25 protein-coding genes and 1 pseudogene are annotated in these 26,660 nt (G+C 61.0%); 15 read left to right on the top strand and 11 right to left on the bottom strand.

The genetic code is table 11. From position 1 onward, the window contains the following. The first annotated feature begins 150 nt into the window (after positions 1-150). The 5 genes from J2J98_RS18565 (at position 151) to J2J98_RS18545 (ending at position 6,426) form a co-directional block, all read left to right on the top strand. Positions 151-1,677, top strand: coding sequence for a sugar ABC transporter ATP-binding protein (locus J2J98_RS18565; RefSeq protein WP_207601800.1), 1,527 nt, complete (start codon positions 151-153; stop codon positions 1,675-1,677). Positions 1,678-1,754: 77 nt separating this feature from the next. Next, positions 1,755-2,759, top strand: coding sequence for an ABC transporter permease (locus J2J98_RS18560; RefSeq protein ID WP_207601799.1), 1,005 nt, complete (start codon positions 1,755-1,757; stop codon positions 2,757-2,759). A gap of 84 nt (positions 2,760-2,843) precedes the next feature. After that, positions 2,844-3,791, top strand: a complete 948-nt coding sequence (locus J2J98_RS18555) for a substrate-binding domain-containing protein (RefSeq protein WP_138394943.1) — start codon at positions 2,844-2,846, stop codon at positions 3,789-3,791. Positions 3,792-4,039: 248 nt separating this feature from the next. Continuing rightward, on the top strand, positions 4,040-5,092 hold the full coding sequence (locus J2J98_RS18550) for a sugar phosphate isomerase/epimerase family protein (RefSeq protein ID WP_138394942.1): 1,053 nt from the start codon (positions 4,040-4,042) through the stop codon (positions 5,090-5,092). A gap of 146 nt (positions 5,093-5,238) precedes the next feature. After that, positions 5,239-6,426, top strand: a complete 1,188-nt coding sequence (locus tag J2J98_RS18545; protein WP_207601798.1) for a Gfo/Idh/MocA family protein — start codon at positions 5,239-5,241, stop codon at positions 6,424-6,426. 89 nt (positions 6,427-6,515) lie between these two features. Here J2J98_RS18545 and J2J98_RS18540 read toward each other — a convergent pair whose 3' ends face one another. After that, positions 6,516-6,917, bottom strand: a complete 402-nt coding sequence (locus J2J98_RS18540; protein WP_138394941.1) for a DoxX family protein — start codon at positions 6,915-6,917, stop codon at positions 6,516-6,518. A gap of 262 nt (positions 6,918-7,179) precedes the next feature. Between J2J98_RS18540 and J2J98_RS18535 the strand changes: the two genes are divergently transcribed. Together J2J98_RS18535 and J2J98_RS18530 are read left to right on the top strand one after the other, a co-directional pair. After that, complete coding sequence (locus J2J98_RS18535; RefSeq protein WP_207601797.1) at positions 7,180-8,565, top strand: GH1 family beta-glucosidase; 1,386 nt, start codon at positions 7,180-7,182, stop codon at positions 8,563-8,565. A gap of 140 nt (positions 8,566-8,705) precedes the next feature. Further along, positions 8,706-10,919 carry a putative bifunctional diguanylate cyclase/phosphodiesterase gene (locus J2J98_RS18530; RefSeq protein WP_207601796.1) on the top strand — a complete coding sequence of 738 codons (2,214 nt, stop codon included), beginning with the start codon at positions 8,706-8,708 and terminating at the stop codon, positions 10,917-10,919. A gap of 42 nt (positions 10,920-10,961) precedes the next feature. Here the strand turns inward: J2J98_RS18530 and trhO are convergent, their stop codons facing one another. From trhO to J2J98_RS18510, 4 genes are all read right to left on the bottom strand, one after another. Then, complete coding sequence (gene trhO, locus J2J98_RS18525) at positions 10,962-11,891, bottom strand: oxygen-dependent tRNA uridine(34) hydroxylase TrhO (RefSeq protein WP_207601795.1); 930 nt, start codon at positions 11,889-11,891, stop codon at positions 10,962-10,964. Between the two features lie 54 nt (positions 11,892-11,945). Beyond that, positions 11,946-12,422 (bottom strand): VOC family protein, encoded by a 477-nt coding sequence (locus J2J98_RS18520; RefSeq protein ID WP_207601794.1) that lies wholly within the window; start codon positions 12,420-12,422, stop codon positions 11,946-11,948. Between the two features lie 103 nt (positions 12,423-12,525). Beyond that, positions 12,526-13,434, bottom strand: a complete 909-nt coding sequence (locus J2J98_RS18515) for a CHAD domain-containing protein (RefSeq protein WP_207601793.1) — start codon at positions 13,432-13,434, stop codon at positions 12,526-12,528. Continuing rightward, the gene (locus tag J2J98_RS18510; RefSeq protein WP_064708662.1) at positions 13,412-13,900 is read right to left on the bottom strand and encodes a CYTH domain-containing protein; all 489 of its coding nucleotides are present in this window, start codon (positions 13,898-13,900) and stop codon (positions 13,412-13,414) included. The genes J2J98_RS18515 and J2J98_RS18510 overlap by 23 nt, the downstream gene beginning before the upstream one ends. 156 nt (positions 13,901-14,056) lie before the next feature. Between J2J98_RS18510 and J2J98_RS18505 the strand changes: the two genes are divergently transcribed. From J2J98_RS18505 to J2J98_RS18490, 4 genes are all read left to right on the top strand, one after another. Then, positions 14,057-14,695 (top strand): 2-dehydro-3-deoxy-phosphogluconate aldolase, encoded by a 639-nt coding sequence (locus tag J2J98_RS18505; RefSeq protein WP_207601792.1) that lies wholly within the window; start codon positions 14,057-14,059, stop codon positions 14,693-14,695. Between the two features lie 110 nt (positions 14,696-14,805). Further along, positions 14,806-15,525, top strand: a complete 720-nt coding sequence (locus J2J98_RS18500; protein ID WP_207601791.1) for a tellurite resistance TerB family protein — start codon at positions 14,806-14,808, stop codon at positions 15,523-15,525. Positions 15,526-15,589: 64 nt separating this feature from the next. After that, positions 15,590-16,285 (top strand): GNAT family N-acetyltransferase, encoded by a 696-nt coding sequence (locus J2J98_RS18495; protein WP_207601790.1) that lies wholly within the window; start codon positions 15,590-15,592, stop codon positions 16,283-16,285. Then, on the top strand, positions 16,282-16,488 hold the full coding sequence (locus J2J98_RS18490) for a hypothetical protein (RefSeq protein ID WP_207601789.1): 207 nt from the start codon (positions 16,282-16,284) through the stop codon (positions 16,486-16,488). Before J2J98_RS18495 ends, J2J98_RS18490 begins: the two co-directional genes overlap by 4 nt. A 1-nt stretch (position 16,489) precedes the next feature. On the opposite strand, the gene J2J98_RS18485 is transcribed toward J2J98_RS18490, so the two are convergent. The 3 genes from J2J98_RS18485 to J2J98_RS18475 form a co-directional block, all read right to left on the bottom strand. Next, on the bottom strand, positions 16,490-17,566 hold the full coding sequence (locus J2J98_RS18485; protein WP_207601788.1) for a nickel/cobalt transporter: 1,077 nt from the start codon (positions 17,564-17,566) through the stop codon (positions 16,490-16,492). Next, complete coding sequence (locus tag J2J98_RS18480; protein ID WP_207601787.1) at positions 17,560-18,201, bottom strand: DUF1007 family protein; 642 nt, start codon at positions 18,199-18,201, stop codon at positions 17,560-17,562. The genes J2J98_RS18485 and J2J98_RS18480 overlap by 7 nt, the downstream gene beginning before the upstream one ends. Before the next feature lie 131 nt (positions 18,202-18,332). Beyond that, complete coding sequence (locus J2J98_RS18475; protein ID WP_064708668.1) at positions 18,333-19,226, bottom strand: LysR family transcriptional regulator; 894 nt, start codon at positions 19,224-19,226, stop codon at positions 18,333-18,335. 530 nt (positions 19,227-19,756) lie between these two features. Here J2J98_RS18475 and odc2 point away from each other — a divergent pair. The 4 genes and pseudogenes from odc2 to J2J98_RS18455 all read left to right on the top strand — a co-directional run. Continuing rightward, positions 19,757-20,890, top strand: coding sequence for an ornithine/lysine decarboxylase (gene odc2 / locus J2J98_RS18470; protein WP_207601786.1), 1,134 nt, complete (start codon positions 19,757-19,759; stop codon positions 20,888-20,890). A gap of 97 nt (positions 20,891-20,987) precedes the next feature. Beyond that, positions 20,988-21,578: a GNAT family N-acetyltransferase gene (locus J2J98_RS18465; RefSeq protein WP_207601785.1), complete on the top strand. Its 591-nt coding sequence runs from the start codon at positions 20,988-20,990 to the stop codon at positions 21,576-21,578. Positions 21,579-21,794: 216 nt separating this feature from the next. Then, positions 21,795-22,820 carry a serine hydrolase domain-containing protein gene (locus J2J98_RS18460; RefSeq protein WP_207603164.1) on the top strand — a complete coding sequence of 342 codons (1,026 nt, stop codon included), beginning with the start codon at positions 21,795-21,797 and terminating at the stop codon, positions 22,818-22,820. A 95-nt stretch (positions 22,821-22,915) separates the two neighbouring features. Next, a pseudogene (locus tag J2J98_RS18455) lies at positions 22,916-23,404 on the top strand (GGDEF domain-containing protein); the annotation flags it as partial. A gap of 24 nt (positions 23,405-23,428) precedes the next feature. Here J2J98_RS18455 and cysE read toward each other — a convergent pair. From cysE to J2J98_RS18440, 3 genes are all read right to left on the bottom strand, one after another. Next, positions 23,429-24,247, bottom strand: a complete 819-nt coding sequence (gene cysE, locus J2J98_RS18450; protein WP_138394931.1) for a serine O-acetyltransferase — start codon at positions 24,245-24,247, stop codon at positions 23,429-23,431. 181 nt (positions 24,248-24,428) lie between these two features. Next, positions 24,429-25,418 (bottom strand): WD40 repeat domain-containing protein, encoded by a 990-nt coding sequence (locus J2J98_RS18445; protein WP_064712211.1) that lies wholly within the window; start codon positions 25,416-25,418, stop codon positions 24,429-24,431. Continuing rightward, positions 25,418-26,518, bottom strand: coding sequence for a CobW family GTP-binding protein (locus J2J98_RS18440; RefSeq protein ID WP_064708674.1), 1,101 nt, complete (start codon positions 26,516-26,518; stop codon positions 25,418-25,420). Before J2J98_RS18440 ends, J2J98_RS18445 begins: the two co-directional genes overlap by 1 nt. Positions 26,519-26,660 lie beyond the last annotated feature (142 nt).

Raw genomic sequence — 26,660 nt, 5'->3', positions numbered from 1 at the left:
CGATGTAAAGGTTTACACAGGCTCAAAGCGGACGGGAGCCGCGAGCGCATAGCCCTGAGATCGACGCAGTTTCAGAAACTAAATGTGAGCTAGTTCATAGTGGAGCGTTGCCGGCCTTTCCGGACGCGCAGTGCTCTAGGGGAGGGATTGATGACCGTCGAGATCGCCGACACCGCACCTGTGGTGCTGTCCGCCAGGCGCATATGCAAATCGTTCAGCGGTGTGCAGGTTCTCTTCAGCGTCAACTTCGATCTCCGCGCCGGCGAAATCCATGCGCTGATGGGGGAGAACGGCGCCGGCAAATCCACGCTCGTCAAAGTGCTGTCAGGTTTCGAACAGCCGACTTCAGGCGAGATTCTCCTGGATGGCAAGCCTGTGGTGCTGCCGCCCAATGGTGCTGCGGAAGCGCTCGGGATCGTCATCATACACCAGGAATTCAATCTCGCAGAACATCTGACGGTGACTGAGAGCCTTTTTCTCGGGCGCGAGGTTACGCGTTTCGGGGTGCTCGACCGAAGATATATGCGCTCGGAGACGCGCAAGGTCCTCGACCTGCTCGGGTCGCATGTGGATGAGAACGCGCTGATCAGCACGCTTTCCATCGCCGATAAGCAGATGGTCGAGATTGCCAAAGCGATCAGCCGCGATGCACGCGTCGTGTTCATGGACGAGCCGACCGCCGTCCTGTCGCGGGAAGAAACGAATATGCTCTTCAAGCAGGTCCGCAAGCTTCGCGATCAGGGCACAAGCTTCGTCTTCGTGTCTCATAAGCTCGACGAGGTGATGGAGTTGACAGACCGGGTGACAGTCCTACGAGACGGCCAGTGGATCAAGACGTCACCGACGTCGATCCTCGACGGCGAATCGATCGCGCAGCTGATGGTCGGCCGCGAGCTTTCCAGTCTCTATCCCGCCAAGGTCGAGCCCGATGTCGACGAGGAGGTCGTCCTCAGCGTCTCCTCGGTGTCGACGGGCTATGTCAAGGATGCGAGTTTCGAGGTGCGCAAGGGCGAGATCATCGGCTTTTCCGGCCTGATCGGCTCCGGCCGCACCGAGCTGATGGAGGCGATCGCCGGCTTGCGTCACCGAATTGAGGGTGAAGTGGTCATCAAGGGGCAAGCGGTCCCTTCCGGCGACGTGCATGCCGCCAATCGCTGCGGGCTCGCCTACATGACCAAGGACCGCAAGTCGAAAGGCCTCCTGCTGCGCTCCGGCATGGTGACCAATCTGACTTTGCAGTCTCTCGGAAGGCATTCCCGCCACGGCTATCTCAGCCCGGGCAGCGAGGCGGCCGCGCTGGCAAAGGCCAAGCGCCGTTTCGACATAAGGGTTCGCGACGCAAATGTCGTCGCCGGCCGGATGTCGGGCGGAAACCAACAGAAGCTGCTGCTCGCCAAGGTCATGGAGACCGATCCCGATATCATCATCATCGACGAGCCGACGCGCGGCATCGATGTCGGCACCAAGCAGCAGATCTATCATTTCATTTCAGCGCTCGCCCGCGACGGCCGGTCGATCATCGTCGTGTCGTCGGAGATGCCTGAGGTGATCGGCCTCTGCACGCGGGTGGCGGTGATGCGCGAAGGCCATATCGTCGGCGTGCTCGAGGGCGACGAGATTTCCGAACAGGAGATCATGCGCTACGCGGCCGGGCTCAAAAGGAAAGCGGCCGCGTGAGGGTGGAAGCGGGCTTGGCAGATGCGGACGATAAATAACATGCCCAGAGATTATGGGATCGGAGGTTGGTTTTGGAAATGAGTGTCAACGAGGAGACCAGGGAAATCCGGCGCCGGTCCTGGCGGGATGTCGACCTGCGTGCGGTCGCGCCTTTCGTCGCCTTAGCACTGCTCCTGATCGTCGGAGCCCTGGTCAATCCGAATTTCATTGGCGTCACCAACCTTGCCAACGTCGCGACGCGCAGCGCCTTCATCGCCATCATCGCGGTCGGCGCGACCTTCGTGATATCAGCGGGCGACCTCGATCTCTCGGTGGGTTCCATGGTGGCTTTCGTCGCCAGCCTGATGATCTTGCTGATGAATTCGGCTGCCATCGAAAATCCGGCCTTGATGCTGATCGCTGCGGTCGTCTTCACGGTCGCCGCCGGTGCGCTCTGCGGCCTGGCGAATGGCCTCATCACCACGGTTGGCAAGATCGAACCTTTCATCGCCACGCTCGGTACGATGGGCATCTATCGCGGTCTGACGACATGGCTGTCGCAGGGCGGCGCGATTACGCTTCGCTCGCCCGACATCCAGACGCTCTATCGTCCCGCCTATTTCGGCACTATCGCCGGCGTGCCGGTGCCGATCGTAGTGATTCTTGCGGTGACGGCGGTCGCGGCATTTGTCCTCTATCGCACCAGATACGGACGCCATGTCGTGGCCGTGGGATCAAACAGTGATGTCGCCCGCTATTCGGGCATCGCCGTCGACCGCGTGCGTACAATCGCCTTCGTGATCCAGGGGCTTTGCGTCGCCATCGCCGTGCTGCTCTATGTTCCGCGCCTCGGCTCGACCTCGGCGACGACGGGAATCCTCTGGGAACTGCAGGCGATCACCGCCGTCGTTGTCGGCGGCACGGCGCTCAAAGGCGGTGCCGGCCGGGTCTGGGGCACGATCTGCGGGGCCTTCATTCTCGAACTCGTGGGCAACATCATGCTGCTTTCGAATTTCATCAGCGAATATCTGATCGGCGCCATTCAGGGTGCGATCATCATCATCGCAATGTTCGTCCAGCGCTCGCTGGTGAGAAAATCATGATCTGACCAGTCTGAATCGGGCCGGGCTTACAGGGCGTCCGGTCCCAGTATGGAAAAGTCCCTGAAGTCATTGGGAGGAAATAGCATGCGGAAATTGATGTTGGGTTTGGCTGTTGCGGCGTTGACTGTTGCCGGCACGGCCTATGCCCAGGATAAGAAATTTACGATCGGGGTGTCCATTCCCGCCGCTGACCACGGCTGGACCTCGGGTGTCGTGTTCCATGCTGAACGCGTCGCCAAGCTGCTGATGGCCGAGCATCCGGGTCTCAACGTGATAGTCAAGACCTCCCCTGATGCCGCCAGCCAGGCCAATGCAGTTCAGGATCTTGATACGCAGGGCATTGATGCCCTCGTCATCCTGCCGTCCGACCCGGATCCGCTCGTCAACGCTATCAAGGAAGTCAAGGACAAGGGCAAGTTCGTTGCTCTCGTCGACCGGGCACCTAGCAACAACGACAGCTCGGTGCGCGATCTCTACGTTGCCGGCAACAACCCGGCTCTCGGCGAAGTCGCCGGCAAGTACATCAAGGAGAATACGCCGGACGCCGAAGTTGTCATCATCCGCGGCCTGCCGATCCCGATCGACCAGCAGCGGCAGGACGGCTTCGACAAGGGCATCGCCGGTTCGAACGTCAAGGTTCTCGATCGCCAGTATGGCAACTGGAATCGCGACGACGCCTTCAAGGTCATGCAGGATTACCTGACAAAGTACCAGAAGATCGACGTCGTATGGTGCCAGGACGACGACATGGCCGTCGGCGTTCTTCAGGCGATCGAGCAGGCCAAGCGCACGGACATCAAATATGTCGTCGCTGGCGCCGGCTCCAAGGACATGATCAAAAAGGTTATGGACGGCGACAAGATGATCCCGGTTGATGTTCTCTATCCGCCGGCGATGGTCGGCACGGCCATGGAGCTGACAGCCGCGGCCCTTTACGATCAGGTTCCTGTCCACGGCAACTACATCCTCGACGCGACGCTCGTCACTAAGGAGAACGCTGAGGACTTCTACTTCCCGGATTCTCCGTTCTGATCTATCGGCATTGGAGTGCGCCCATTCGAAAGGATGGGCGCATTTTCGCTTTCATTTCGGTGCATAGCCGAAAATGCTGCACGTACCTCTTGCTCGTCAAAGCCCATCATGATTAGGTCGCAGCCATACCGCATCTGGTCTCGCCGCAAGTCTCCGAGCCAAGGGTGAGGAGGCACCTTGCTCCCGCCCAAATGCGTGCTACAAGTTCTCAGAAACGTTTACGGCAGATATTCAGGGAGGAATCTGACATGAAGACGATCAAGGGTCCCGGCCTTTTCCTTGGCCAGTTTGCGGGTGACACCGCGCCTTTCAATTCCTGGGACGCGATAACCAAATGGGCGGCCGGTATCGGCTATAAGGGTGTCCAGGTGCCGACCTGGGCGAGCCAGCTGATCGATCTGAAGAAGGCTGCCACATCCAAGGATTATTGTGACGAATTCGCCGGCAAGGCCCGCGAAAATGGCATCGAGATTACCGAGCTCTCCACCCATTTGCAGGGCCAGCTCGTCGCCGTTCACCCGGCCTATGACGAAGCTTTCGACGGTTTCGCGGCGCCTGAGGTGCGTGGCAATCCGAAGGCCCGTCAGGAATGGGCGGTCGAGCAGGTCAAGATGGCGCTGACCGCATCGAAAAACCTTGGCCTCAAGGCGCACGCAACCTTCTCTGGCGCGCTTGCCTGGCCTTTCATCTATCCCTGGCCACAGCGCCCGGCCGGTCTGGTCGAGACCGCCTTCGACGAGCTTGCCCTCCGCTGGACCCCGATCCTCAACCATGCGGACGAGAACGGCGTCGACGTCTGCTACGAGATTCATCCGGGCGAGGACCTGCATGACGGCATCACATTCGAGATGTTCCTGGAGCGCGTGAAGGGCCATCCGCGCGCCAACATGCTCTACGATCCCTCGCACTATGTTCTGCAGTGCCTGGATTATCTCGAGAACATCGACATCTACAAGGACCGCATCAAGATGTTCCACGTCAAGGATGCGGAGTTCAACCCGACCGGTCGCCAAGGCGTCTATGGCGGCTATCAAGGCTGGGTAGAACGCGCCGGCCGCTTCCGTTCTCTCGGCGACGGCCAGGTCGATTTCGGCGCGGTCTTCTCGAAGATGACGGCCAATAATTTCGACGGATGGGCCGTGGTCGAATGGGAATGTGCGCTGAAGCATCCGGAGGATGGCGCCCGTGAGGGTGCCGAATTCGTCGCCGCCCATATCATCCGCGTCACCGAAAAGGCCTTCGATGATTTCGCCGCCGGCGGCACCGACCAGGCGGCCAATCGGCGGATGCTCGGACTTTAAAGAGAGAAATCCCCTGCCCAGCCCCTCCCCAAAAAAGGGGAGGGGCTTGTTGTGGCGCTGCCGCGGATTTTCTCCCGAATTGTGGGGAGAGGCCCGGCAGGGCAGAGGGGATTGATCTCCAAACAAGAAATTTCAGGAGGACAAGAATGGCAATCGAAGCATCATCCGAACAGACCCGTGAGCCGCGCATCCGGCTCGGCATGGTGGGCGGCGGCGCCGGCGCATTCATCGGTGCGGTGCACCGCATCGCGGCGCGGATTGACGATCAATACGATCTCGTCGCCGGCGCGCTGTCGTCGACGCCTGATAAGGCTGTCCAGTCTGGCCGTGATCTTGGCCTCGACCCGTCGCGGACCTACTCCAGCTACCGCGAGATGGCGATCCGCGAGGCGAAGCTGAAGAACGGCATCGAGGCGGTGGCGATCGTCACGCCGAACCATGTGCACTACGATGCGGCCAAGGAATTTTTGAAGCGCGGCATCCATGTCATCTGCGACAAGCCGCTGACATCAAACCTTGCCGATGCGAAGAAGCTGAAGAAGGTGGCCGACGAGAGCGGCGCGCTTTTCGTGCTGACACATAATTACACCGGCTATCCGATGGTCCGTCAAGCGCGCGAGATGGTCGCGAACGGCGAACTCGGCGATATCAGGGTGGTCCAGGCCGAATATCCGCAGGATTGGTTGACGGAAGCGGTCGAGCAGACCGGCCAAAAGCAGGCCGCTTGGCGCACCGATCCGGCCCAGTCCGGCGTCGGCGGGTCTACAGGCGATATCGGCACGCATGCCTATAATCTGGCCTCCTTCATCACCGGTCTGGAGCTCGACAGCCTTGCCGCCGATCTCGACAGTTTCGTGCCCGTTCGCCGGCTTGATGACAACGCCCATGTCATGCTGCGCTTCAAGGCGAAGGGTTCGGAGAAGCCGGCCAAGGGCATGCTCTGGTGCAGCCAGGTGGCGCCGGGCCATGAGAACGGCCTGATGGTTCGCGTCTACGGCACCAAGGGCGGACTGGAATGGACCCAGAAAGATCCGAACTACCTCTGGTACACGCCATTCGGCGAGCCGAAGCGGCTGATCACCCGTGGCGGCGCCGGCGCAGGCGCTGCGGCCGGCCGCGTTTCGCGCGTGCCGTCAGGGCATCCGGAAGGTTACCTCGAAGCTTTTGCGACGATCTATACGGAAGCCGCGCATGCGATCAACGCCCGCAAGAAGGGCAAGGAAGTCGATAAGGCGGTGGTCTATCCCACCGTCGACGATGGCGTGAAGGGTGTCGCCTTCGTCGAGGCCTGCGTTGCCTCGTCCAAGAAAAACGGCGCCTGGGTGAAACTCTAAGCTTTGACGATCCGCGCCTCAGATGGTGTGGGGCGGAGTCGTGAGCAATGCCGAGGCGGCCTTGGGTCGCCTCGGCTTATCATCATGTCTCAGGCCGTAGCGTGGTTGCGCTTCATGAGGCCGTCGACGCTGAGTGGGCCGGCGCCTGCCGCCACCAGATAGAGAAACACGAAGCAGAACAGGATCGCAGCGACGCCGCCGTTCTGCGCGGGATAAAAGCTCTTCCCCGCATGGCCGATAAAATAGGCGAAGGCCATCAGCCCCGAGAGCACGAAAGCTGCGATGCGTGTCTGGAATCCCACCAGGACGAGGAAGCCGAGGATGAGTTCGATCAGCCCGGCGATCCAGGGGAGCGAGCCCATCGGCGGCACGCTTGCCGCCGCCGGAAAGTGCAGGATCTTCTGCGTTCCATAACTGAAAAGCACGAGCGACGAGACGATACGGAGCAGGCTCAGCAGATGGGGCTGCAACAGGTGGATCGAAGACAGCATTGGATTCCTTTCATGTTCTACGATGTCTTCCGCTGTGTAGCGATGGTGAGCCTGGCAGCAAATCACGACTGCTGACATTCGCGTTATGAGAGCGCCGGGGCGGAAAACATGGCAATTGGGAGCGAGGAACAGCGCCATATGGCTGCTCTGCCTTTCGTACTGCAACGTTGCAGTTTTTCGTTGTGGAGACCTGTACTTTGCAATGCGGCTTGGCTAAATCCGCCCACGGGTCAGTCCAATCAGTGAGAGACGGGGATTACAGATGATCGATGCAAAGACGCTTGCAGGCCGCTTTCCCGGCGATTTCACCTTTGGCGTCGCCACCGCCGCTTTCCAGATCGAGGGTGCCAGCAGGGCCGATGGGCGCAAGCCGTCGATTTGGGACGCTTTCTGCAATATGCCCGGCAGGGTCCATAATCGCGACAACGGCGACATTGCCTGCGACCACTACAACCGGCTGGAGCAGGACCTGGATCTCATCAAAGAGATGGGCGTCGAAGCCTATCGTTTCTCCATCGCCTGGCCGCGCATCATTCCCGAGGGCACAGGCCCGGTGAACGAGGCCGGCCTCGATTTCTACGACCGTCTTGTCGATGGTTGTAAGGCGCGAGGGATCAAGACCTTTGCGACGCTCTACCACTGGGACCTGCCTCTGCTGCTCGCCGGCGATGGAGGCTGGACGGCGCGTTCCACCGCTTATGCCTTTCAGCGTTATGCCAAGACTGTCATGAACCGCCTCGGCGATCGCCTCGACGCGGTCGCGACTTTCAATGAGCCCTGGTGCATCGTCTGGCTGAGCCACCTCTACGGCATCCATGCCCCTGGCGAGCGCAATATGCAGGCCGCTCTTCACGCCATGCATTACATGAACCTTGCCCACGGCCTCGGTGTCGAGGCGATCCGTTCGGAAGCCCCGAACGTGCCGGTCGGGCTGGTGCTCAACGCCGCCTCGATCATTCCCGGCTCCGACAGCCCGGCCGATCTTGCCGCTGGCGAACGCGCGCATCAGTTCCACAATGGCGCCTTCTTCGATCCTGTCTTCAAGGGCGAATATCCGAAGCAATTCGTCGAAGCGCTCGGTGACCGCATGCCGGTGATCGAGGACGGCGATCTGACGCTGATCAGCCAGAAACTCGACTGGTGGGGCTTGAACTACTACACGCCCGAGCGGGTCGCCGACGATGCCGAACGCCAGGGCGATTTCCCTTGGACGGTGAAGGCGCCGCCGGCAAGCGACGTCAAGACCGACATCGGCTGGGAAATCTATGCGCCAGGCCTGAAGCTCCTGGTCGAGGACCTCTATCGCCGCTACGACCTGCCGGAATGCTACATCACCGAGAACGGCGCATGCGACAATACCGATGTTGTCGACGGCGAGGTCGACGACAGGATGCGTCTGGACTATCTCGGCGGCCATCTAGATGCCGTGGCCGACCTCATCAAGGACGGCTATCCCGTGCGCGGCTATTTTGCCTGGAGCCTGATGGATAATTTCGAATGGGCGGAAGGCTATCGCATGCGCTTTGGTCTCGTCCATGTCAATTATGAGACGCAGCTGCGCATGGTGAAGAAGAGCGGCAAATGGTATCGCGAACTCGCGGCGCAATTTCCGAAAGGCAATCACAAGCCAGGTCAGCAGGCCATCTGACTTCGATGGCAGGCGACCCCAGGTGCTCGCTTTGAGCTCGTGCCGACGGCGAAAAAATAGACGGCCGAAGTCTGCAGCAGACGGTTGCTTAAACGTTTCTGAACCCTTGGCTGGCAGAGTCCGGTGGTCAGGGAGCCGGAATGCAAATACTCGGAAAATTGCAGAGCAAGGGTTCAGGAATAGGCCGTCACATCACCGTCACGGGCGTGTTGTTTTCCTTTGCCGTCATCGTCGCGGTCGCCACCATCATGGTGTTGACGGCAATCGAGCGCGTGGCTGAAAATGCCAATGTCCTAGATGACGAGCGTTCGCGCGAAACGACAATCGGCGCGTTGAAGACCTTCGAGGATCAGCTCGGTGCGACGCTAGACGATTATGCAGCCTGGGACGATGCCGCCGCCAACGTCTATATGCCCGATGGCATGGCGTGGACGGTCAGCAACTACGGCGAGATGTCGGTCAACAGCTCGCTTTTCGACATGGCGATCGTTATCGATGACGCGAAGAATTCGATCATGGCCTATCGGGACGGCAAACCGATGGAGGAGCCGCCCGCGGACTTCTTCGCGACTTCGCTGTGGAAACTGTTCGACGCGGTGAAGGCGGCCGGCCCCGCCGATACTCCCCAGGCAGTCGGTTTCGTTCGCACCAAACGCGGCATTGCCGCTGTCGGCGTGGCATTGGTGCGGAAGAAATCTGGCGCGCTTGATGTGCCTGCCGGTCAGCACCGCTACCTTGTTTTCGCCCGTCATCTCGATGACGCCAGAGTGGCAGGGCTCGGCGAGACCTATGTGATCGGCGGTCTGAGGCTGGCGTCGCCAAGTTTCGAGGCCGAGTATCTCGTACCGATCGTCGATCCGGCGGGGGCCACGATCGGCAAGCTCGTCTGGAATTCGCGCTCGCCCGGCAATATTGCCTATGCGCAGGTGCGGCCGATGGTCATCCAGGCGCTCGGTCTCGTCGGGCTTTTCTTCGTGGTGCTGCTGGTCATCGGTTGGCTGGCTGGCCGGCGCCTGAAGGCGGAGGAAAACAGCGCGCGGGAGGAGGCGCTGCGCGACAGGCTGAGCGGCCTTTCCAATCGCGACGGCCTCGGGCTCGCCGTCGATCGTTTCGTCTTCGAAGCGCGCCAGAGCAAGCGCAACGTGCTGCTCCTCTATCTCGACCTCGATGGCTTCAAGGAAGTCAATGACAGCTATGGACACGGTACCGGTGATCAGTTGATCCGCGCGGTCGCGGCTGGGCTCAAGGTGTTGATCCCACAGGGCGCGGTTCTCGCCCGCATCGGCGGGGATGAATTTGCGATAGCCTTCCTCTCCGACGGCGAGAATGCCGCCGCCCTGCAGCTTGCCGAGCAAATTCTCGATTTCCTCGTCGAGCCGCTGGAAATCGGTCGACGTGTCGTCGTCGTCGGCGCCAGCATCGGCATCGCCATGTCGCCTGCCGGCGCAATTGATCGCGAGGAACTGGTGCGCCGTTCCGACCTTGCAATGTACAAGGCAAAGGAGGCGGGCCGTGCGCGCATGACGCTTTACGATCCGTCGATGGATGCGGACCGGCAGCAGCGCAATGCGCTCGAGCTCGATCTCAGAATCGCCATTGAAGGCGGCGACCTGACACTCGTCTACCAGCCGCTGGTCGATGCGGCCTCGCATGAGCTGACGGGTGTCGAGGCGCTGGTGCGGTGGAACCGTCCGGGCCATGGCCCGGTTTCGCCCGAGCTGTTCATTCCGATCGCCGAGACCAGCGGCCTCATCGAATCGCTCGGCCTGTTCGTGCTGCGCAAGGCCTGCGAAACGGCCAGGCAGTGGCCGGAACTGGACGTCTCGGTCAACGTTTCGCCGGGCCAGTTCCGAAATCCCGCCTTCACCGATTATGTGCGCTACGTGTTGAAGCAGACGGAGATCCAGCCCAGCCGCATCACCCTCGAGATCACCGAAGGCTATATGATCCAGAACCCGCAGCGTACCCGCCAGTCGATCGAGCGGCTGAAGGGGCTGGGGGTCAAGGTAGCGCTCGACGACTTCGGTTCCGGCTTCTCTTCGATCGGCTATCTCAGACAGTTCGGCTTCGACCGCATCAAGATCGACCGCTCGCTGGTCATGGGCGTCAACGAGGACAAACGCCAGCGCGAAATGCTGCAGGCGACGGTGGCGCTCGCACGCTCGCTCGATATCCCGGTGACGGCTGAAGGCATAGAGACCGAGGGACAGGCTGTCGCCATGCGCCTGTTCGGCTGCGACTGCCTGCAGGGCTATTTGTTCGGAAGGCCCCTGGCGGCCGAGCGGATTACCGAGATGCTAAACGAACTTCGTGCTGCGGAGCCGTCAACCCGGCGCCGCCTCGGCGCGGCCTGACGGCGAATTCTTGGACGGCAAGCTCGTCCAACAGAAACAGGCTCAGCTGCCAATATGACGCTGGCCACGTTTTTTTGCCAGAGCGATCTGATGCTGCCGCTGACGGTAGCGCAGCCGGTCATCCTCTGTGCGCGTGTGATAACAGTGGCTGCAGGAAACGCCTTCCTCATAGAGCGGCGAGGCAATTTCCTCGGCGGTGATCGGATTGCGGCAGGCGTGGCATAGCCGGTGCTCACCTTCCTTCAGGCCGTGTTCGACGGATACACGCTCATCGAATACGAAGCAGGCGCCGTCCCAGAGGCTTTCTTCCTGAGGCACTTCCTCCAGATATTTCAGGATGCCGCCTTTCAGATGATAGACCTCGTCGAAACCCTCAGCCTTCATGAAGGCTGTGGCCTTCTCGCAGCGTATGCCGCCAGTGCAATACATGGCGACTTTCGGCTTGTTGTGCAGCCCGGTATTCCGGCGCACCCAATCCGGAAATTCGCGGAATGTCTTCGTCTTTGGGTCGAGCGCGCCGCGAAAGGTACCGATCGCCGTCTCATAATCGTTGCGGGTGTCGATGACGATCGTATCGGGGTCGGAGATCAGCGCGTTCCAGTCCTTGGGCGCCACATAGGTGCCGACCACCTTGTTGGGGTCGATGTCTTCGACGCCCATGGTGACGATTTCCTTCTTCAGCTTCACCTTCATGCGCAGGAAAGGCATTTTCGAGGCGCGGCTTTCCTTGTGCTCCAGGCACGCAAATTCCGGCTGAGCATGCAGGAAGGCGAGTACGGCGTGAACGCCGGCATCCAGCCCCGCGATCGTTCCGTTGATGCCCTCATGCGCCAAAAGCAGCGTTCCCTTGACGCCGTTCTCCTCGCACAGCGCCTGCAGCGGAACCTGCAGGCTTGCAAAGCGCGGCAGGGAAACGAAATGGTAGAGCGCCGCCACTAGGAACGGGCTGGTGTGTGTCTGGCTGTCGGTCATGCGCCGGAAATACAGAAAATCACCGGACCGCGCAATTCCCCTGACGGGGACCGATCACGGCTTTGCCTTCCATTCGGAAAGCGGTTGCACGCCGAAATTTCGATCGGGCGCATCGTCGAGAATGCTGATGAACTCGATCGGATGCCCATCCGGATCCTTGAAATAGATCGACAGCGCCGGCATCCAGCCTAAAACGACCGGCTCGGTTGCCGGTTGGCCGGTGAAGCCGAGAGGTTCGACGCCTTTTGCCTTGAGACGGGCAGGCGCCTGCAGCACACCATCGACAGTCATGCGGAAAGCGATATGCAGCCGCATCTTCAGGGGGCCGGTTCCGCTTTCCCAGAGGCCGAGCATACCAGTCTTCCTGTCGTCCACCCAGAGGAAGGCGACCTTGCGTTCCTCGAACGACGCCGCGGGTTCCAGTCCGACGACATCGCGGTAGAAATCCACGGAGGTCTTGAGACCCGCAACCGTCAGATGGGTCTCGTAGAGCCCGAGCACACTTGGCATCGCGGCATTTTCTGCAAACATTTCTTCCTCGCGGCTAGGTTCCTTTGGTCGATTACCGGAGGCTAGGACCTCAAGATTGGTTGAGGTCAATGGGGTCTGGCGACATTTCCAGATGCGCCGTCTCTCAGTTCCCGACGGTCAGCCAGAGAAGTTCGATACGCTCCGATTCCTCGTCGGGATCATCGGCGAAGACGGCTTCGGCCTTGACGAGGGCTTGCCGCCGGTCTTCCTGTTGGCGGAAGATGATCGCGTCGAGAAGATGCGCCAGATCGTCGTTGCGGGTGAAGAGCTGTGGCTCGGCTTCGACCAGTTCGCAGAGCACGACTAGGTCATGGATGTGGCCGAGATCCTCGACGAGCTCCTTGGCAGCATCGCGCTTGGCCTTCATCGCGCCCGGCCAGATGTCTCGCAAAAGAGCGTGGTAGAGCCGATAGTCGTAGGTGCGTTTGCGCAGATCATGGAAATTGTCGGCCGATGCATCACCGTGGCAGCCGGCAAGCGCGGCCTTGGCCTTGCGGGCGGTGCGGCGCCAGCTCTTCGCCAGCATGCGGGCATTCCTGCGGTGGCTGCCATCGAAGGAGATCCCGTCCAAAGCGGTGATCGCCTCCTTCAGCACGCCTGAGGTTTCGATCAGCCGCTGTTCCAGACCCCTTTCGGCCTCCGCCATCCAGTCACGGCGCCCCTCGAGAATGGTGACGATCCGGCCGAGGGCTTCGCTTTCCTCTTTGCCGCGGGCTGAATGCTGCAGATATTGCGCAGTGCCGATGAGCGCGGCAGCGTCCCGGATTGCCGAAAGCGAGCGCGCGGCATCGCGCAGCCTTGCATTTTCTTGCTTCTGAAAGTCAGGCACCTCGCGCGCGACGAGCCGGTAGAGCGAGCGCAATCGTTTCAGGTTTTTCCGGAAGGAATGGATCGCCTCGTGCGCGCCGTCCGGCCGCTCTTCGAGAAAGGTGATGGCGCTTTCCAGTTGCTCGGCCGCGACGCCCCTGAATGCCTGGGTGAAATCGGCGTCAGGCCGAATGCGATAGGCCATGCCTGTCGTGCCCGTATTCGGTGGCAAGGGCTTGGTTGGAATAGCGGAAATCGCCGGTCACTTCGCGGCCGAGCCAGAGGGGCAGGGCTGGCTTGTCGGTTTCCGCCGCCATCTCCACTTCGGCAATCACCAGTCCGCGATGTTCGCCGGCAAAGACGTCAACTTCCCAGACGAAGCCCTCATGGGGAACGCGGTAGCGCGTTTTCTCGATGACGATGCCGATTGCGTTCTGCAACAGCTCTTCGGCATCGGCGACGGGGATATCGTATTCGAATTCGTCGCGAGTAATGGCGCTGCGGCCGATCTTGATCGTCAGTCTCGCTTTCCTGCCGTCGAGGATGCGGACCCGAACGGAACGGTCGTCCATCGAGGCGATGTAACCCTGCCTGAGGACAGACTTGGTCTCGACGGCGGAACGCCATCCATCGCTGCGTACGAGAAATTTCCGCTCGATCTCTTTCGCCATGTCAGTGAACCTTTTGTGACGATTGCTGCACGGTAGACCAATTTCCAAGCATTTCATACCCTTCTTCTCAGGCAACTCGGTTTTAGCTCGACAAGGTTCGGCGGGGACGTTATTCGGGATGCAAATTTTCAATCGTTTCAAGGAGGTTGTGCGACCATGGGCGACAAAACAGAGAAGCTCCTTTCCATCCTGAAACTCCAGCCGGTCGTTCCCGTCTTGATTGTCGACGATGCCAAATCGGCGGTGCCGCTTGCCCGGGCGCTCGTCGCAGGCGGCTTGAAAGCAATCGAAATCACCATGCGCACGCCGGCGGCACTCGAGGCGGTGCGTGCCGTCGCCGCCGAGGTCGAGGGCGCCGAAGTCGGTGCCGGCACGATCCTGAATGCCGCCCATTGGCAGGCGGCCGTCGAGGCCGGTTCGAAATTTATCGTCAGTCCAGGCACGACGCAGGAACTGCTCGATGCCGCTGCAGATTCCGATGTGCCGTTGCTTCCCGGAGCTGCCACTGCCAGCGAAGTCATGGCGTTGCGCGAAGAAGGCTACCAGGTGCTGAAGTTCTTTCCGGCCGAACAGGCCGGTGGTGCCGCTTACCTCAAGGCGCTCTCTTCGCCGCTCGCCGGCACACTGTTCTGCCCGACAGGTAGCATTTCACTTAAGAACGCCCGAGATTATCTCTCGTTGCCGAACGTCGTCTGTGTTGGTGGTTCCTGGGTTGCGCCAAAGGAATTGGTCGCAGCCGGCGACTGGGCGGGGATCACCAAACTTGCAGCAGAGGCCGCGGCTCTGAAAGCCTGAGGTCGCAAGGGCTGGGATGAGCGCCAGGCGCGATCATCACGCGCAGTATTTGTATTTCAGCCGTCGCAAACCTATGTTCTCCTCCAGCCTCAAACAGGAGATGACGAGGAATGTTCGACGCAAAGAAGCTTCTCGACCAGTTCTTGGGTTCGCAGGTGCCGGGTGTCGGCGGTTCGGTCCGAGACAGGGCGGGCGAGGCCATGCAGACGGCAAAGAACAATCCGATGAAGAGCGGTGCGATCGCAGCCGTGCTTCTCGGCACCAAGACCGGCCGCAGCATTGCCGGCAATGCACTGGCGATCGGCGGTCTTGCCGCCATAGCCGGCCTTGGTTATCAGGCCTATAAGAATTACCAGGCGGGCCAAGCCCCCGCGGCCTCGTCGGATGCGCCGTCGGCAAACAACCCGGTTCTCCTGCCGCCGCCTGTTGACTCCGGCTTCGGGCCGGCGTCGCCTGCCGGCAGCAACGAATTCGTGCTGGTGCTGATCCGCGCGATGATCGCCGCAGCCAAGGCCGACGGCCACATCGATGGCGCCGAACGCGCCCTAATCATGGACAAGATCAAGGCCGCCGATGTCAGTGGCGAGGCTGCAGCCTTCATCGAGCGCGAACTCGCGTCGCCGACGGATATTGACGCGATCGTCGCTGCGGCGGTGACGGAAGAACAGCGCGTCGAACTCTACACCGCTTCGCGGCTCACCATCGAGCCGGATTCGCGCGCCGAGCGCGGTTATCTCGATCTGCTTGCGGGCCGTCTCGGCCTCGCCGACCAATTGGTCGACCATATCGAGGCGACGGTGTCGTCCGCAAAGACGACCTTGTCACAGTAACATCTAGGCCGGTTGCCTTTGTCGGGCGGCTGGCCTATCCACTCTGCCGAGAAGGGGAGTGAACATGCGCGATCTTGCAAATTTCAAGGGCTGCCCGGCGCCGAAGCCGGTCACACTGAAGGGCCGTTTCGTTACCGTTGAGCCCTATCGACGCGAGCAACATCTCGAAGCGCTGTGGAAGGGGTTAGGGGGCATGGGCATCAACCCGCTGCTTCTTTATTTCGCGCAGGACGACTTCACTGGCATCGAGGATTTCGCCAACTGGCTGGAAACCGTCCACACCAAGTCCAACTGGCTCACCCATATCTTCCGCGACAACGCCACCGGCAAGATTGTCGGCATGGCGAACTATATGCGCGCGGACCCGGCCAACGGCGTCGTCGAGATCGGCGGGGTGGCCCATGGTCCCGACATGAGCCGTTCGCCGCTGTCCACCGAGGCGCACTACCTCATGGCCAAGCACGTCTTCGAAGATCTCGGCTACCGCCGCTACGAATGGAAATGCGACAACAAGAATGAAGCGAGCAAGACGACGGCTCTGCGCTACGGCTTCAGCTTCGAAGGCGTGTTCCGCCAGCACATGATTTCCAAGCACCGCAACCGCGACACTGCCTGGTTCTCGATGATCGACGCCGAATGGCCGCTGATTAACCAGGCCTTCGAAGCCTGGCTTTCGCCCGAAAATTTCGACGCGACCGGCAAACAGGTCCGGCGCCTGCAGGATATTCGTGCCGATCTGGAAAAGGAAAGGCTCGCGTGAGCCCGGAAAGCCGCTCGCAGGCGATCGCCGCCGCCGTCATTCTTCTGGGCGCCGGTCTCGTCCTTTATTTTCTGCCGACCATCGTTCTATGGATCGGCAATTTCTCCCCAGTGCTGGCGATTGCCGTCGGCGTCTGCCTGATCATGGCGTTTTTTGCGGTGTTCTGGCTGCGGGCGCGCTACCAGCGCGGCAGAGGAAAATAGCCTATCCCTGCAGGGAAGCCCCGAGCAGCAGGACGCCCATCAGGATGACGAGCAGGGCGCCGAGGATTTCAATTGCGTTGCCAACCCAGACCGAAGCCGTCGAGCCGCGTCCGGAGAGGCGGACCGCCGCACCCTTGGCGGTGACGGCAAGCGTCGCAAGCACGGAAACGGTGATCGCCGTGCCGAGCGACATGGCAGCAACCGAAAGCGCGCCGCCGAGATAGAGGCCGTTCAGAAGCGAGAAAGTCATGACAAGCAAAGCCCCGGAGCAGGGTCGAAGGCCGACGGCCACGATCGCCGACCAGGCTTCTCGAGCGCTGAACCTGTCGCCGGCGAGCAGGGCCGGATTAGGCACGTGCGTATTGCCGCAGGTCTCGCAGACCATTCCGGGAAGGAAGTTGTGGCCGGCATCCACGGCCTGCGCCTTGCCGTTGAAGGCATAGGCCTGGCGTTCGGCTGCATTATCCTTCCAATCGAGCATCATGGAAACCGGACCGGCCGACGTCGCCACCAGCCGCCGGCGCGGCAGATTGCTCGCCATCGAACGCAGTTTGCGGAACAGCAGCCAGCCGCCGAAGAGGATGACCATGACGAAGCTTGCGATTTCCATGGCGTGAGTGGCTGTCGTCAGCGTAATGCCGGTGCCGCGCAAAACCAGCCAGGCACCGCCGACCAATGCCACGGCGGCGACTCCCTGGATGAAAGCCGAAATGAAGGAAATCACCACGCCACGCTTCAGTTCAACCTCGTTGGCGATCATGTAGGAGGAGATGACCGCCTTGCCATGGCCAGGGCCGGCGGCATGGAAGACGCCGTAGGCGAAGGAAAGGCCGACCAGCGATGTCAGTTGCCACGGGTCCTCCCGCATGCCCTTCAACGCACCGGTCAGCGCCCGATAGAAGGCCTGCTGTTCATAATTCACGTAGAGCAAAAGCGGCGCGAAAGGCCCACCCGTCGGTTGAAAACTCGGTTCGGCCGTGCCGATGCCGAGCGGCGATTGCGCATGGGCGAGGCTTGCAGCCATCAGGAGCGTGAGGAGTGCTGCGGGAAAGATGAGGGACGGGCTTCTTATCAGCATGTGAGCTCCAGCCGGGTGGCGAAGAGTTTGGACATGTTGGTGCCGGTGGGGTCGGTAAAGAAGGCGTCCGTCAGGGACTGCTTGTTTTGCGAGATCACCTCGTCGGCATCCGGCCTCACCACTTGGTGTTTGCAGGCCTTCAAGCTGTCGCCGACCGTTGCCAGCTCGTTGTCTGTGGGAAAATCGATCGACGTATAGAGCGTCGGATCGTAGACGCCGAACGTAAGCCTGCCCTTGAGCGGCATCTTTTCCACAGGCTTGACCGCAAAGAACATCAGGAGCTGGCCGTTCTTATAGTCGACATGGATGACGTCAGGCTGTTGGACGGTGACGCTCTTCCCGTTGATCGTCAGGTTCATGTAGTAGTCGTAATCGGCAAGCGATTGCTTCACCGTGTTACCGACCTGCGCGAGTTCGTTCGGCTCCAGTTTCAGATCAGTGTTCTTGTCGAAATCCATGACGACCGAGGAGGAGAAGACCTCGTCAAAGCGCCAGACATTGCGCAGTTCCTCGATGCTGCCGTCAGCGCCGGCCAGGACTTCGAGCCGCGCCTCCACGAAGATGTGCGGATGTGCAAATGCCGCTGCCGGCGCCAGCGAAAGCAGCGCGGTCATCAATGGTATGGATTTGTTCATGCGTCCCGCTGCCCTATTCGCTCGACCCGAGTTCTTACGAGAAATTGGGACGGAATTGGGACCGGCTTGTCGGTTGATGGCGTTCGGCATCATCCCATCGTCCGGCCAGGCCGGTCTGTGCCATCCAAATCTCACGGATGCTTCTTGAACCAGTTGTGCAGGTAATCGACGAAGATTCTCACCTTGGCCGGCAGGTAGCGCCGGTGCGGGTAGACGGCATAGATGCCGCGGTCGGTCGGAATGTAATCATTAAACAGCGTCACCAGCTCGCCGCTCTCGATCGGCCTGCGGGCGATGAAATCGGGAATAAGGGCGATCCCGATGCCGGCGAGTGCAGCGCGTAATGTCGCATGCGGACTGTTGACCTCGATCGGCCCGGAGACGGCGACGGCAAAGGTGGTGTTGTCAGGATTGTGGAAGCGGATGCTGCCCTGGGTGCGTGAATTGGTATCGACGATAAAGGGAAGATTGGAAATGTCGCTCGGATGCTCCAGATCGGGATGGCGCTCGAGAAAATTCGGGGTGGCGCAGAGATGGACGCGGAAATCTGAAATCTTGCGGGCAATCATGCCGGAATCTTCGAGCTTGCTGATGCGAATCGCCACGTCGAACCCTTCCTCGATCAGATCGACGAAACGGTCGTCGGCGGCGATCTCCAGCGAAAGGTCCGGGTTTTCGCTGGAGAAATCGATTAGCGACTGACCGACGTCCGCATCGACGAAGGTGCGGGGGACGGAAACGCGCAACCGCCCCTTCAGCTGTGCATTGTTTTCGCGCACGAGATCGGCAAGATTGTCGATCTCCTTAAGAATATCCGAGGCGCTGCGATAATAGGTGTGGCCGGCCTCCGTCATGGAGAACTGCCGGGTGGTGCGGTTGAGCAGCAGCGCGCCGAGCTCGTCTTCCAGTTCGCGCACATATTTGGACAGCAGCGCCTTCGAGCGGCCGGTGCGCCTGGAGGCGGCGGAAAAGCCTTCGGCCTCGACGACATCGATGAAGGCGCGTATGCGCGTCAAGGTATCCATGATGCTTCCTAAAACTGTTTTGGAACGTTGAACAAATTGGCCAGCGCTGTTCAAATATTTTTTTGCCCAGAGGATCAAAAATTCGCTTGATTATGGAGGCGAATATTCTTATTTCCCAATCAGCCCAAAGTCGCACGTGCCCATGGGTGTCCGCCGAACCCTCGAATTGGTGAGGAAATCGGTAAGGTACCTGGAATTAACCCCTCCAGTCGCTATTCCGGCCAACCGGAAAATGCGAGGACGCCTGAAGCAACGACGGTGCGGGCCTTTTTGTTCTCTCCCTGCTTTCCATCAGCGGGGGTTACTGAAGAGGCACACCATCATTGCCGGAAGTGCGGTTGGGACTCTCCCTCCAATCCATGGCAGACAAAGCCGAACTTACACCGCGTCCGCGGCGTTGGTTCACTATCCGCGCATCGAGCGCTTGCTATGGTTCCGGGGTCTCCACCGGCTGGTTCCAATGCGAGTTCTCGTATGCCCTTTGTCCTCCGGTTCATGCCGGAGTTCTGGAACTGGAAGAGGGAACGACTATGACCACCCAGCGCATCCGCGACTTTCTCGCAACCCGACGTCCCGACGGTCCCTGCCTCGTGGTTGACCTCGATGTCGTTCGCGACAATTTCCACGCCTTCCGTCACGCCATGCCGGACAGCGCCATCTACTATGCCGTCAAGGCTAACCCGGCTCCGGAAGTGCTGAAGCTGCTCGCAGGGCTCGGCTCCAATTTCGATTGCGCATCCGTTGCCGAAATCGAAATGGCGCTGGAAGCCGGTGCGACCGCTGCCCGCATCTCCTATGGCAACACGATCAAGAAGGAACGTGATGTCGCCCGCGCTCATGCGCTCGGCGTCAGCCTCTTTGCGGTCGACAGCCACGAGGAAGTCGAGAAGATCTCGCGCGCCGCTCCCGGCGCCCGTGTCTTCTGCCGCGTGCTCACCGATGGCGAAGGCGCCGAGTGGCCGCTGTCGCGCAAGTTCGGCTGCGTTCCGCAGATGGCGGTCGACGTTCTCGTCTATGCCCATCAGCTCGGCCTGCAGTCCTACGGCGTCTCGTTCCATGTCGGCTCGCAGATGACCAAGGTCGATGCTTGGGATTCGGCTCTTGCCGACGCCAAGCGCGTCTTCGTCCAGCTTGCCAAGCAGGGCATCCACCTGCAGATGGTCAACATGGGCGGCGGCTTCCCGACCAAGTATCTGCGCGACGTTCCGTCCGCGGAAGCTTACGGCAAGTCGATCTACCAGGCGCTGCGCACCCATTTCGGCAACCAGATCCCGCAGACGATCATCGAGCCGGGTCGCGGCATGGTCGGCAATGCCGGTGTCATCAAGGCGGAAGTCGTGCTGATCTCCAAGAAGTCGGACAATGACGACGCCCGCTGGGTCTTCCTCGACATCGGCAAGTTCGGCGGTCTCGCCGAAACCATGGACGAGGCCATCCGTTACCCGATCCGCACGGAGCGCGACGGCGGCGAGATGGAACCTTGCGTGATCGCCGGCCCGACCTGCGACTCGGCCGACGTGCTGTATGAAAAGAACCTCTATCCGCTGCCGCTGTCTCTGACGATTGGCGACGAGGTTCTGATCGAAGGCACCGGTGCCTATACGACGACCTACTCGGCGGTTGCTTTCAACGGCTTCGAGCCGCTGAAGGCTTACGTCATCTAAGGTCTTGTTTCTGCCAGCTCCGCAACCAGCCGGGGCGGCAAATCCACAATTCACCGAAGTCACCGTCTGAATCGGTTTTGAGTGCGGGAGGCCCACAATGGCCGCTGTTCTTGATTCTGTCCGCGCATTCTTTGCGCCCTCCATTTTCACCATCGACGCCGAAAACCCGTCGGATGTTGTCGCGCGTGAAAACCTGCTCGACCGCGTCATGGGCCCCGACCGCCGCAAGAAGTCGTCGGAGAAGATCCGCCGCAACCGCATTCCGGCCGAAGGACTTGCACTGGTCGCGCGTGATCGCGACGGTCGCCTGATCGGCACGGTGCGGCTCTGGAACGTCGAGGCCGGCGTCAACGCCGATGGCACGCCGATCAACGCGCTGCTGCTCGGCCCGCTGGCCGTCGATTCCCGTCATGGCGGCAAAGGCATCGGCTCGGCCCTGATGCGCGCGGCGATCCTCGAGGCGAAGAACCGCGGGCATGGCGCCGTCCTGCTCGTCGGCGATGCCGCCTATTATGAGCGTTTCGGCTTTTTCGCCGAAAAGGCTCGCCATCTTGTCATGCCAGGTCCGTTCGAGCGCTCGCGCTTTCTCGCGCTTGAGCTCACGGAAGGCTGGCTTGACGGCGCGGCCGGCATGATCGTTCCCTCGGGACGCATGCTGGCCAGCGCGCCGGTTCGCCGCGCAGCCTGAGCTGCGCGCCCACCAGGTAGTGATAGGGAACGTTCCCCGCCGGTAATATCCGCGCCGCTGATCATGCAGGCAGGCGGGCCTGCCGTGGCTGCGGCGCGGATTGTTTTTTATGCCGAGACAGAGAGACACGGGTAACCGGTTCACCAGCAGACACGATCGCGTGAGAAGTGCTGTGGGCACGCGAATATGTTGCCGCGATATCCTATCATGCGTCACATGATCCGTATTCTTTTCCTTCTCCTTTTCTTCTGCCTGACATTTGCCGCAACAGGTCCGACGGCCGCTCAGAGCACGGCGTCCGCCGCCGGGCTTGGTCCGCGTCTCGACCAAGCGGCGAGCGATCCGGCGCTGCGGCCGCTGAAGACTGTGATCGTCGCTCGCGACGGACGCGTGCTCACCGAACGCGGCTTCCGCAGTCATTCGCCGTCGGAATCGACCAATATCAAGTCTGCTTCGAAATCGATCATTTCGGCGCTCGTCGGTATCGCGATCAGCAAAGGACTGCTTGATGGTCCGGACCAGAAGATCGCGCCGATCCTGAAAGCCGATCTTCCCTCATCGCCAGACCCGCGCCTCAACGACATCACCATCGGCAATCTTCTCTCCATGCAGGCGGGACTCGACCGCATGTCGGGGCCGAACTACGGCCGCTGGGTTTCCTCGCGCAACTGGGTGCGCTTTGCTCTCTCACAGCCTTTCATCGATCAGCCCGGCGGCGAGATGCTCTATTCCACCGCATCGACGCATCTGCTTTCGGCCATTCTTACCAAGGTCAGTGGCCGCTCGACCCTGGCGCTTGCCCGCGAATGGCTCGGCCCTGTCGAGGGTTTCCGCATTGGCGCATGGGAGCGCGACCCGCAGGGCATCTACATCGGCGGCAACCAGATGGCGATGAGCGCTCGGTCCTTACTTGCCTTCGGCGAGCTTTATCGCAATGGTGGGCGCACAGCCAAGGGGGAGCAGGTGGTGCCTGCCGACTGGATCGCGCAATCCTGGCAGCACCGTACCAATTCGCGTTTCTCCGGCGACGAATACGGCTATGGCTGGTTCACGCGTGTAATCGGCGGCGAGCAGGTGCATTTCGCCTGGGGCTATGGCGGGCAGATGCTCTACATCGTCCCGTCGCTCGATCTGACCGTCGTCATGACGTCGGAAGAGAGCGGCCCCTCGGCGCGAAACGGCTACCGGGATTTGCTGCACGGTCTGTTGGCTGACATCATCGGCACGGTGCGATCTGCTTGATTACTGCGGCTGTAGGAAAACCACCGATTGTTCGATTTTCAACGAAGGCTCCGATCAAACCGCAAAATGCTTGCTGTAGGTTCCGCGGCCAGAACCTCGCCCACCACGATCCGCTGACCGGCGCGCTCAATCGTGGCGGCCTTGCCCAGCACGTGCCCGTGCTCGCGTTCTCCGATATCCCTGCTGATCTCGATATCGACCATTTCGAGCAGTTGAACGACAGGCACGGCCACGCCGCCGGCGACGAGATCCTGCGGCTTTTCGCCCGCGTTTCGAGGAGCATCATGCGCTCCAACGAACTGCTCGCGCGGCAAGGTGGAGACGAGTTCCTGGCGGTGCTGAAAAACATCGCCCAGGAAGATGCGGTGGCGATTGCCTAGCAGATCCGCCTCGCTTTCGCCGCCGCCGTCATGCAGCGGCCGGATCTCGCCGTCTTTCCGACGTTGAGCATCGGCGTTGCTACCCGTGAAAACGCAGAGGGTTTCGAGCGGCTCATGCACAAGGCCGATGAAGCGCTCGATCGCTCGAAGCGCGAAGGCCGAAATCGCGTTGAAGCTTCCCGGCAAAACCAGCAGGCCGGATAGCGCATGGGTGCGTCCCTGTAGGGCCTAGATATTCTGGTCCATGGTCTCGGCCGGGATTTCATCGGCGCGGTGGATCCGCACGATCGCGGCCGGGACGCCGGCAACAGTGCAATGTTCGGGAACCGGCTTCAGTACGACGCTGCCGGCCGCGATTTTGCTGAAGGCGCCGATTTCGATATTGCCGAGAATCTTGGCGCCTGCGCCGATCATGACGCCGTGGCGAATCTTCGGATGGCGGTCCCCCGTCTCCTTGCCAGTTCCGCCAAGCGTGACATTCTGGAGGATCGATACTTCGTCTTCGATCACCGCCGTTTCGCCGATCACGATGCCCGAGCCATGGTCGAGCATGATGGAAGCGCCTATCCGTGCAGCCGGATGAATGTCCGGGCCGAAGACCAGCGAGGCCAGATTGGCGAGCCAGGCGGCAATCTCCGGGCGGCCGGTATTCCAGAGCACGTGGGCGATGCGGTGTGTCTGCAGCGCATGAAAACCCTTGAGGTTCAAGAGCGCATGCAGAAATGTCGTGCAGGCCGGATCGCGTTTGCGAACGGCAGCGAGATCTGCCTCGACTTTCCGGATGATATCGTCATCAAGCGTCGACAGGATGAGGTCGAACAGATCGCCGGTTTCAACTTTCGCCACCGAGAGCCGCGCCGCCAGCACCTGAGCCAGGATCTCATGGTTGCCGGCGGGGCTCGTCACCTGCTCGGCAAGCAGTCGCCGCAATATCGGCTCGCGCGCTGCAAGCTCGCCCGCCTCGGCGCGGATCACCGCCCAGATGGATGCGTCGCCCAGGGGCTGCGGCTGTTGCTCGGCCAAGCCGAGGCCGGTCGATATCGGCATTGCGTTTCCTCTGTCAGTCACGGCCAGGCATTAGCTGCGCGGATTTTCATGTGTCGTCCAGCCAAGATCGACAAGTCCGGTATTCTAAGGCCTTGGCATGCGATCTTCCAGCCAGTCCGTTTAAGCCGGCGCCTGCATATGGTCGGCGCCATATGCGACGGTTTCAGGTTCCGCCAGGGGCTTAAGCCGAGATATCGACCACGCCGCAATCGCCGGCTTCGGAGGCGAAAGCGAGCAGCTTGCCGTTTGCGCTCCAACTCATTGCTGTGATCGCGCCCTTGCCGGGGCGGCGCAGGAGGGCTTCCTTGCTGTCGGCGATGCGCACGGCGAGGATCATGCCGTCGATGAAGCCGATCGCGAGGATATCCTCCAGCGGATGGAACTTCACCGAGGTCGCCATGATGTTGGCGCGGGTGCCGAGTTCGAGTGGCGCCTTGCCCATCGGGCCGTCCTTGCCCTGGAAAGGCCAGACGATTGCCGCCGGTGCGCCCGAGGAGGCTAGCCATTTGCCTTTGACCGACCAGGAGAGGGATTTCACCTTGGCGGGGTAGCCGGTCATGCGCATGTGGCGGGCTTCGGCGCCGGGCTTGCTGTCGAGCTTCCAGCCGTGCAGCGCGTTTTCCTGCATCGAGGTGACGAGGAAATTACCATCGGGCGAGAAGGTGACGGCGGTATGCGCGCCCTTCCATTCGAGATCGACCGGTTTGGCGCTCATGCCGACCCAGTGCAACGACACGCCGTTATAGCGGGCGGCGGCGATGCGCAGGCCTTTCGGTGCGAAGGCGAGGCCTTCGACGGTGCGCTCCTCGGGGAATTCCTTAGTGGTGCCGTCGGCAAGCCGGACGAGCGAACTCTTGCCATAGGAATAGGCAACCGCTCCTTGCGGGCCGGCCGCGACCTGCGAGATCCATTTGCGCGGCGCGGTCGCAAGTTCGCTGACGCTGCCGTCGGCGGCGATGCGCAGAACCTTGCCGTCTTCGCCGCCCGAGATCAGGCTGTCGCTGTAGGGATCGCGGATCGCGGTGAGCATGCCCTGATGGGCTTCTGAAACCCTCTCGCCGCCGTCCAGCCGGTGAAATGTGCCGTTGGCGCTGGCGAAGAAGGGAACATCACCTAAAAATTCGACGGCCAGAACGTGGCCGTCGAGATCAAGCGGTGCAACTGTGGGCATCAGGCGGCTGCCTCACAGGCCTTGAAGGAGGCCTCGAGTTTTTCCCGGTCGAGATCGCGGCCGATGAACACGAGACGGCTTTCATGCTTCTCGCCTTCCTTCCATGGCCGCTGGTGATCGCCTTCGATGATCATGTGCACACCCTGGACGACGTAACGCTGCGGGTCGTCCTTGAAGGCAATGATGCCCTTGAGGCGCAGAATATTCGGCCCCTGCGTCTGCGTGACCTTCTGGATCCAGGGGAAGAAGCGCTCGGGGTTCATCTCGCCGCCGCGCAGCGACACCGACTGTACCGTCACATCGTGGATAGCCGACATCGCGCCATGGTGATGGGCGCCGTTGTGATGGCCGTGGTCATGATCGTGATGGTGGTGGTCGTGATCATGATCGTGGTGATGGTGATCGCAATCCGGGCCGCAGACGTGGTCGTCATGGCCGTGTTCCAGGAAATGCGGATCGTTTTCCAGCGCGCGCTCGAGGTTGAAGGCGCCCTGATCGAGAACGCGGGCGAGGTCGACGCCCGAGCGGCTGGTCTTGTAGACACGGGCGGCCGGGTTGATGGCACGGACGATGTCTTCGATCACATCCAGTTCTTCGGGGGTCACGAGGTCGCTCTTGTTGATGACGACGACGTCGGCGAAGGCGATCTGGTCCTCGGCTTCGCGGCTGTCCTTCAGGCGCAGCGGCAGGTGCTTGGCGTCGACGAGAGCAACCACGGCATCGAGCTCGGTCTTGGCGCGCACGTCGTCGTCCATGAAGAAGGTCTGGGCGACCGGGACCGGATCGGCAAGGCCCGTTGTTTCGACAATGATGCCGTCGAAGCGGCCGGGGCGGCGCATCAGGCCTTCGACGACGCGGATCAGGTCGCCGCGCACCGTGCAACAGACGCAGCCATTGTTCATCTCGTAGATTTCTTCATCCGACTCGACGATGAGGTCGTTGTCGATGCCGATTTCGCCGAACTCGTTGACGATGACCGCGTATTTCTTGCCGTGATTTTCCGACAGGATGCGGTTGAGCAAAGTCGTCTTGCCGGCGCCGAGATAACCGGTGAGCACGGTAACGGGAATGGGCTTCTGGGTGGAGATCGCGTCGGTCATGAGAACCTCTAAATTAGGCGTGCGGCCGAGCGGCTTTGGATCGGCCGCTTGAACGGTTGGTCTCATATAATGGCATGGGCACGGCAGTTCAAAGGATTTTATATGTTATAAGATCACATCGCCGCCGGATGCAGATGATCGC

The organism is Rhizobium bangladeshense, assembly GCF_017357245.1.
Classification (GTDB): Bacteria; Pseudomonadota; Alphaproteobacteria; order Rhizobiales; family Rhizobiaceae; genus Rhizobium; species Rhizobium bangladeshense.
Note: the sequence above shows the minus strand (reverse complement) of the source record. Positions and strands in the feature narration are given on the sequence as shown.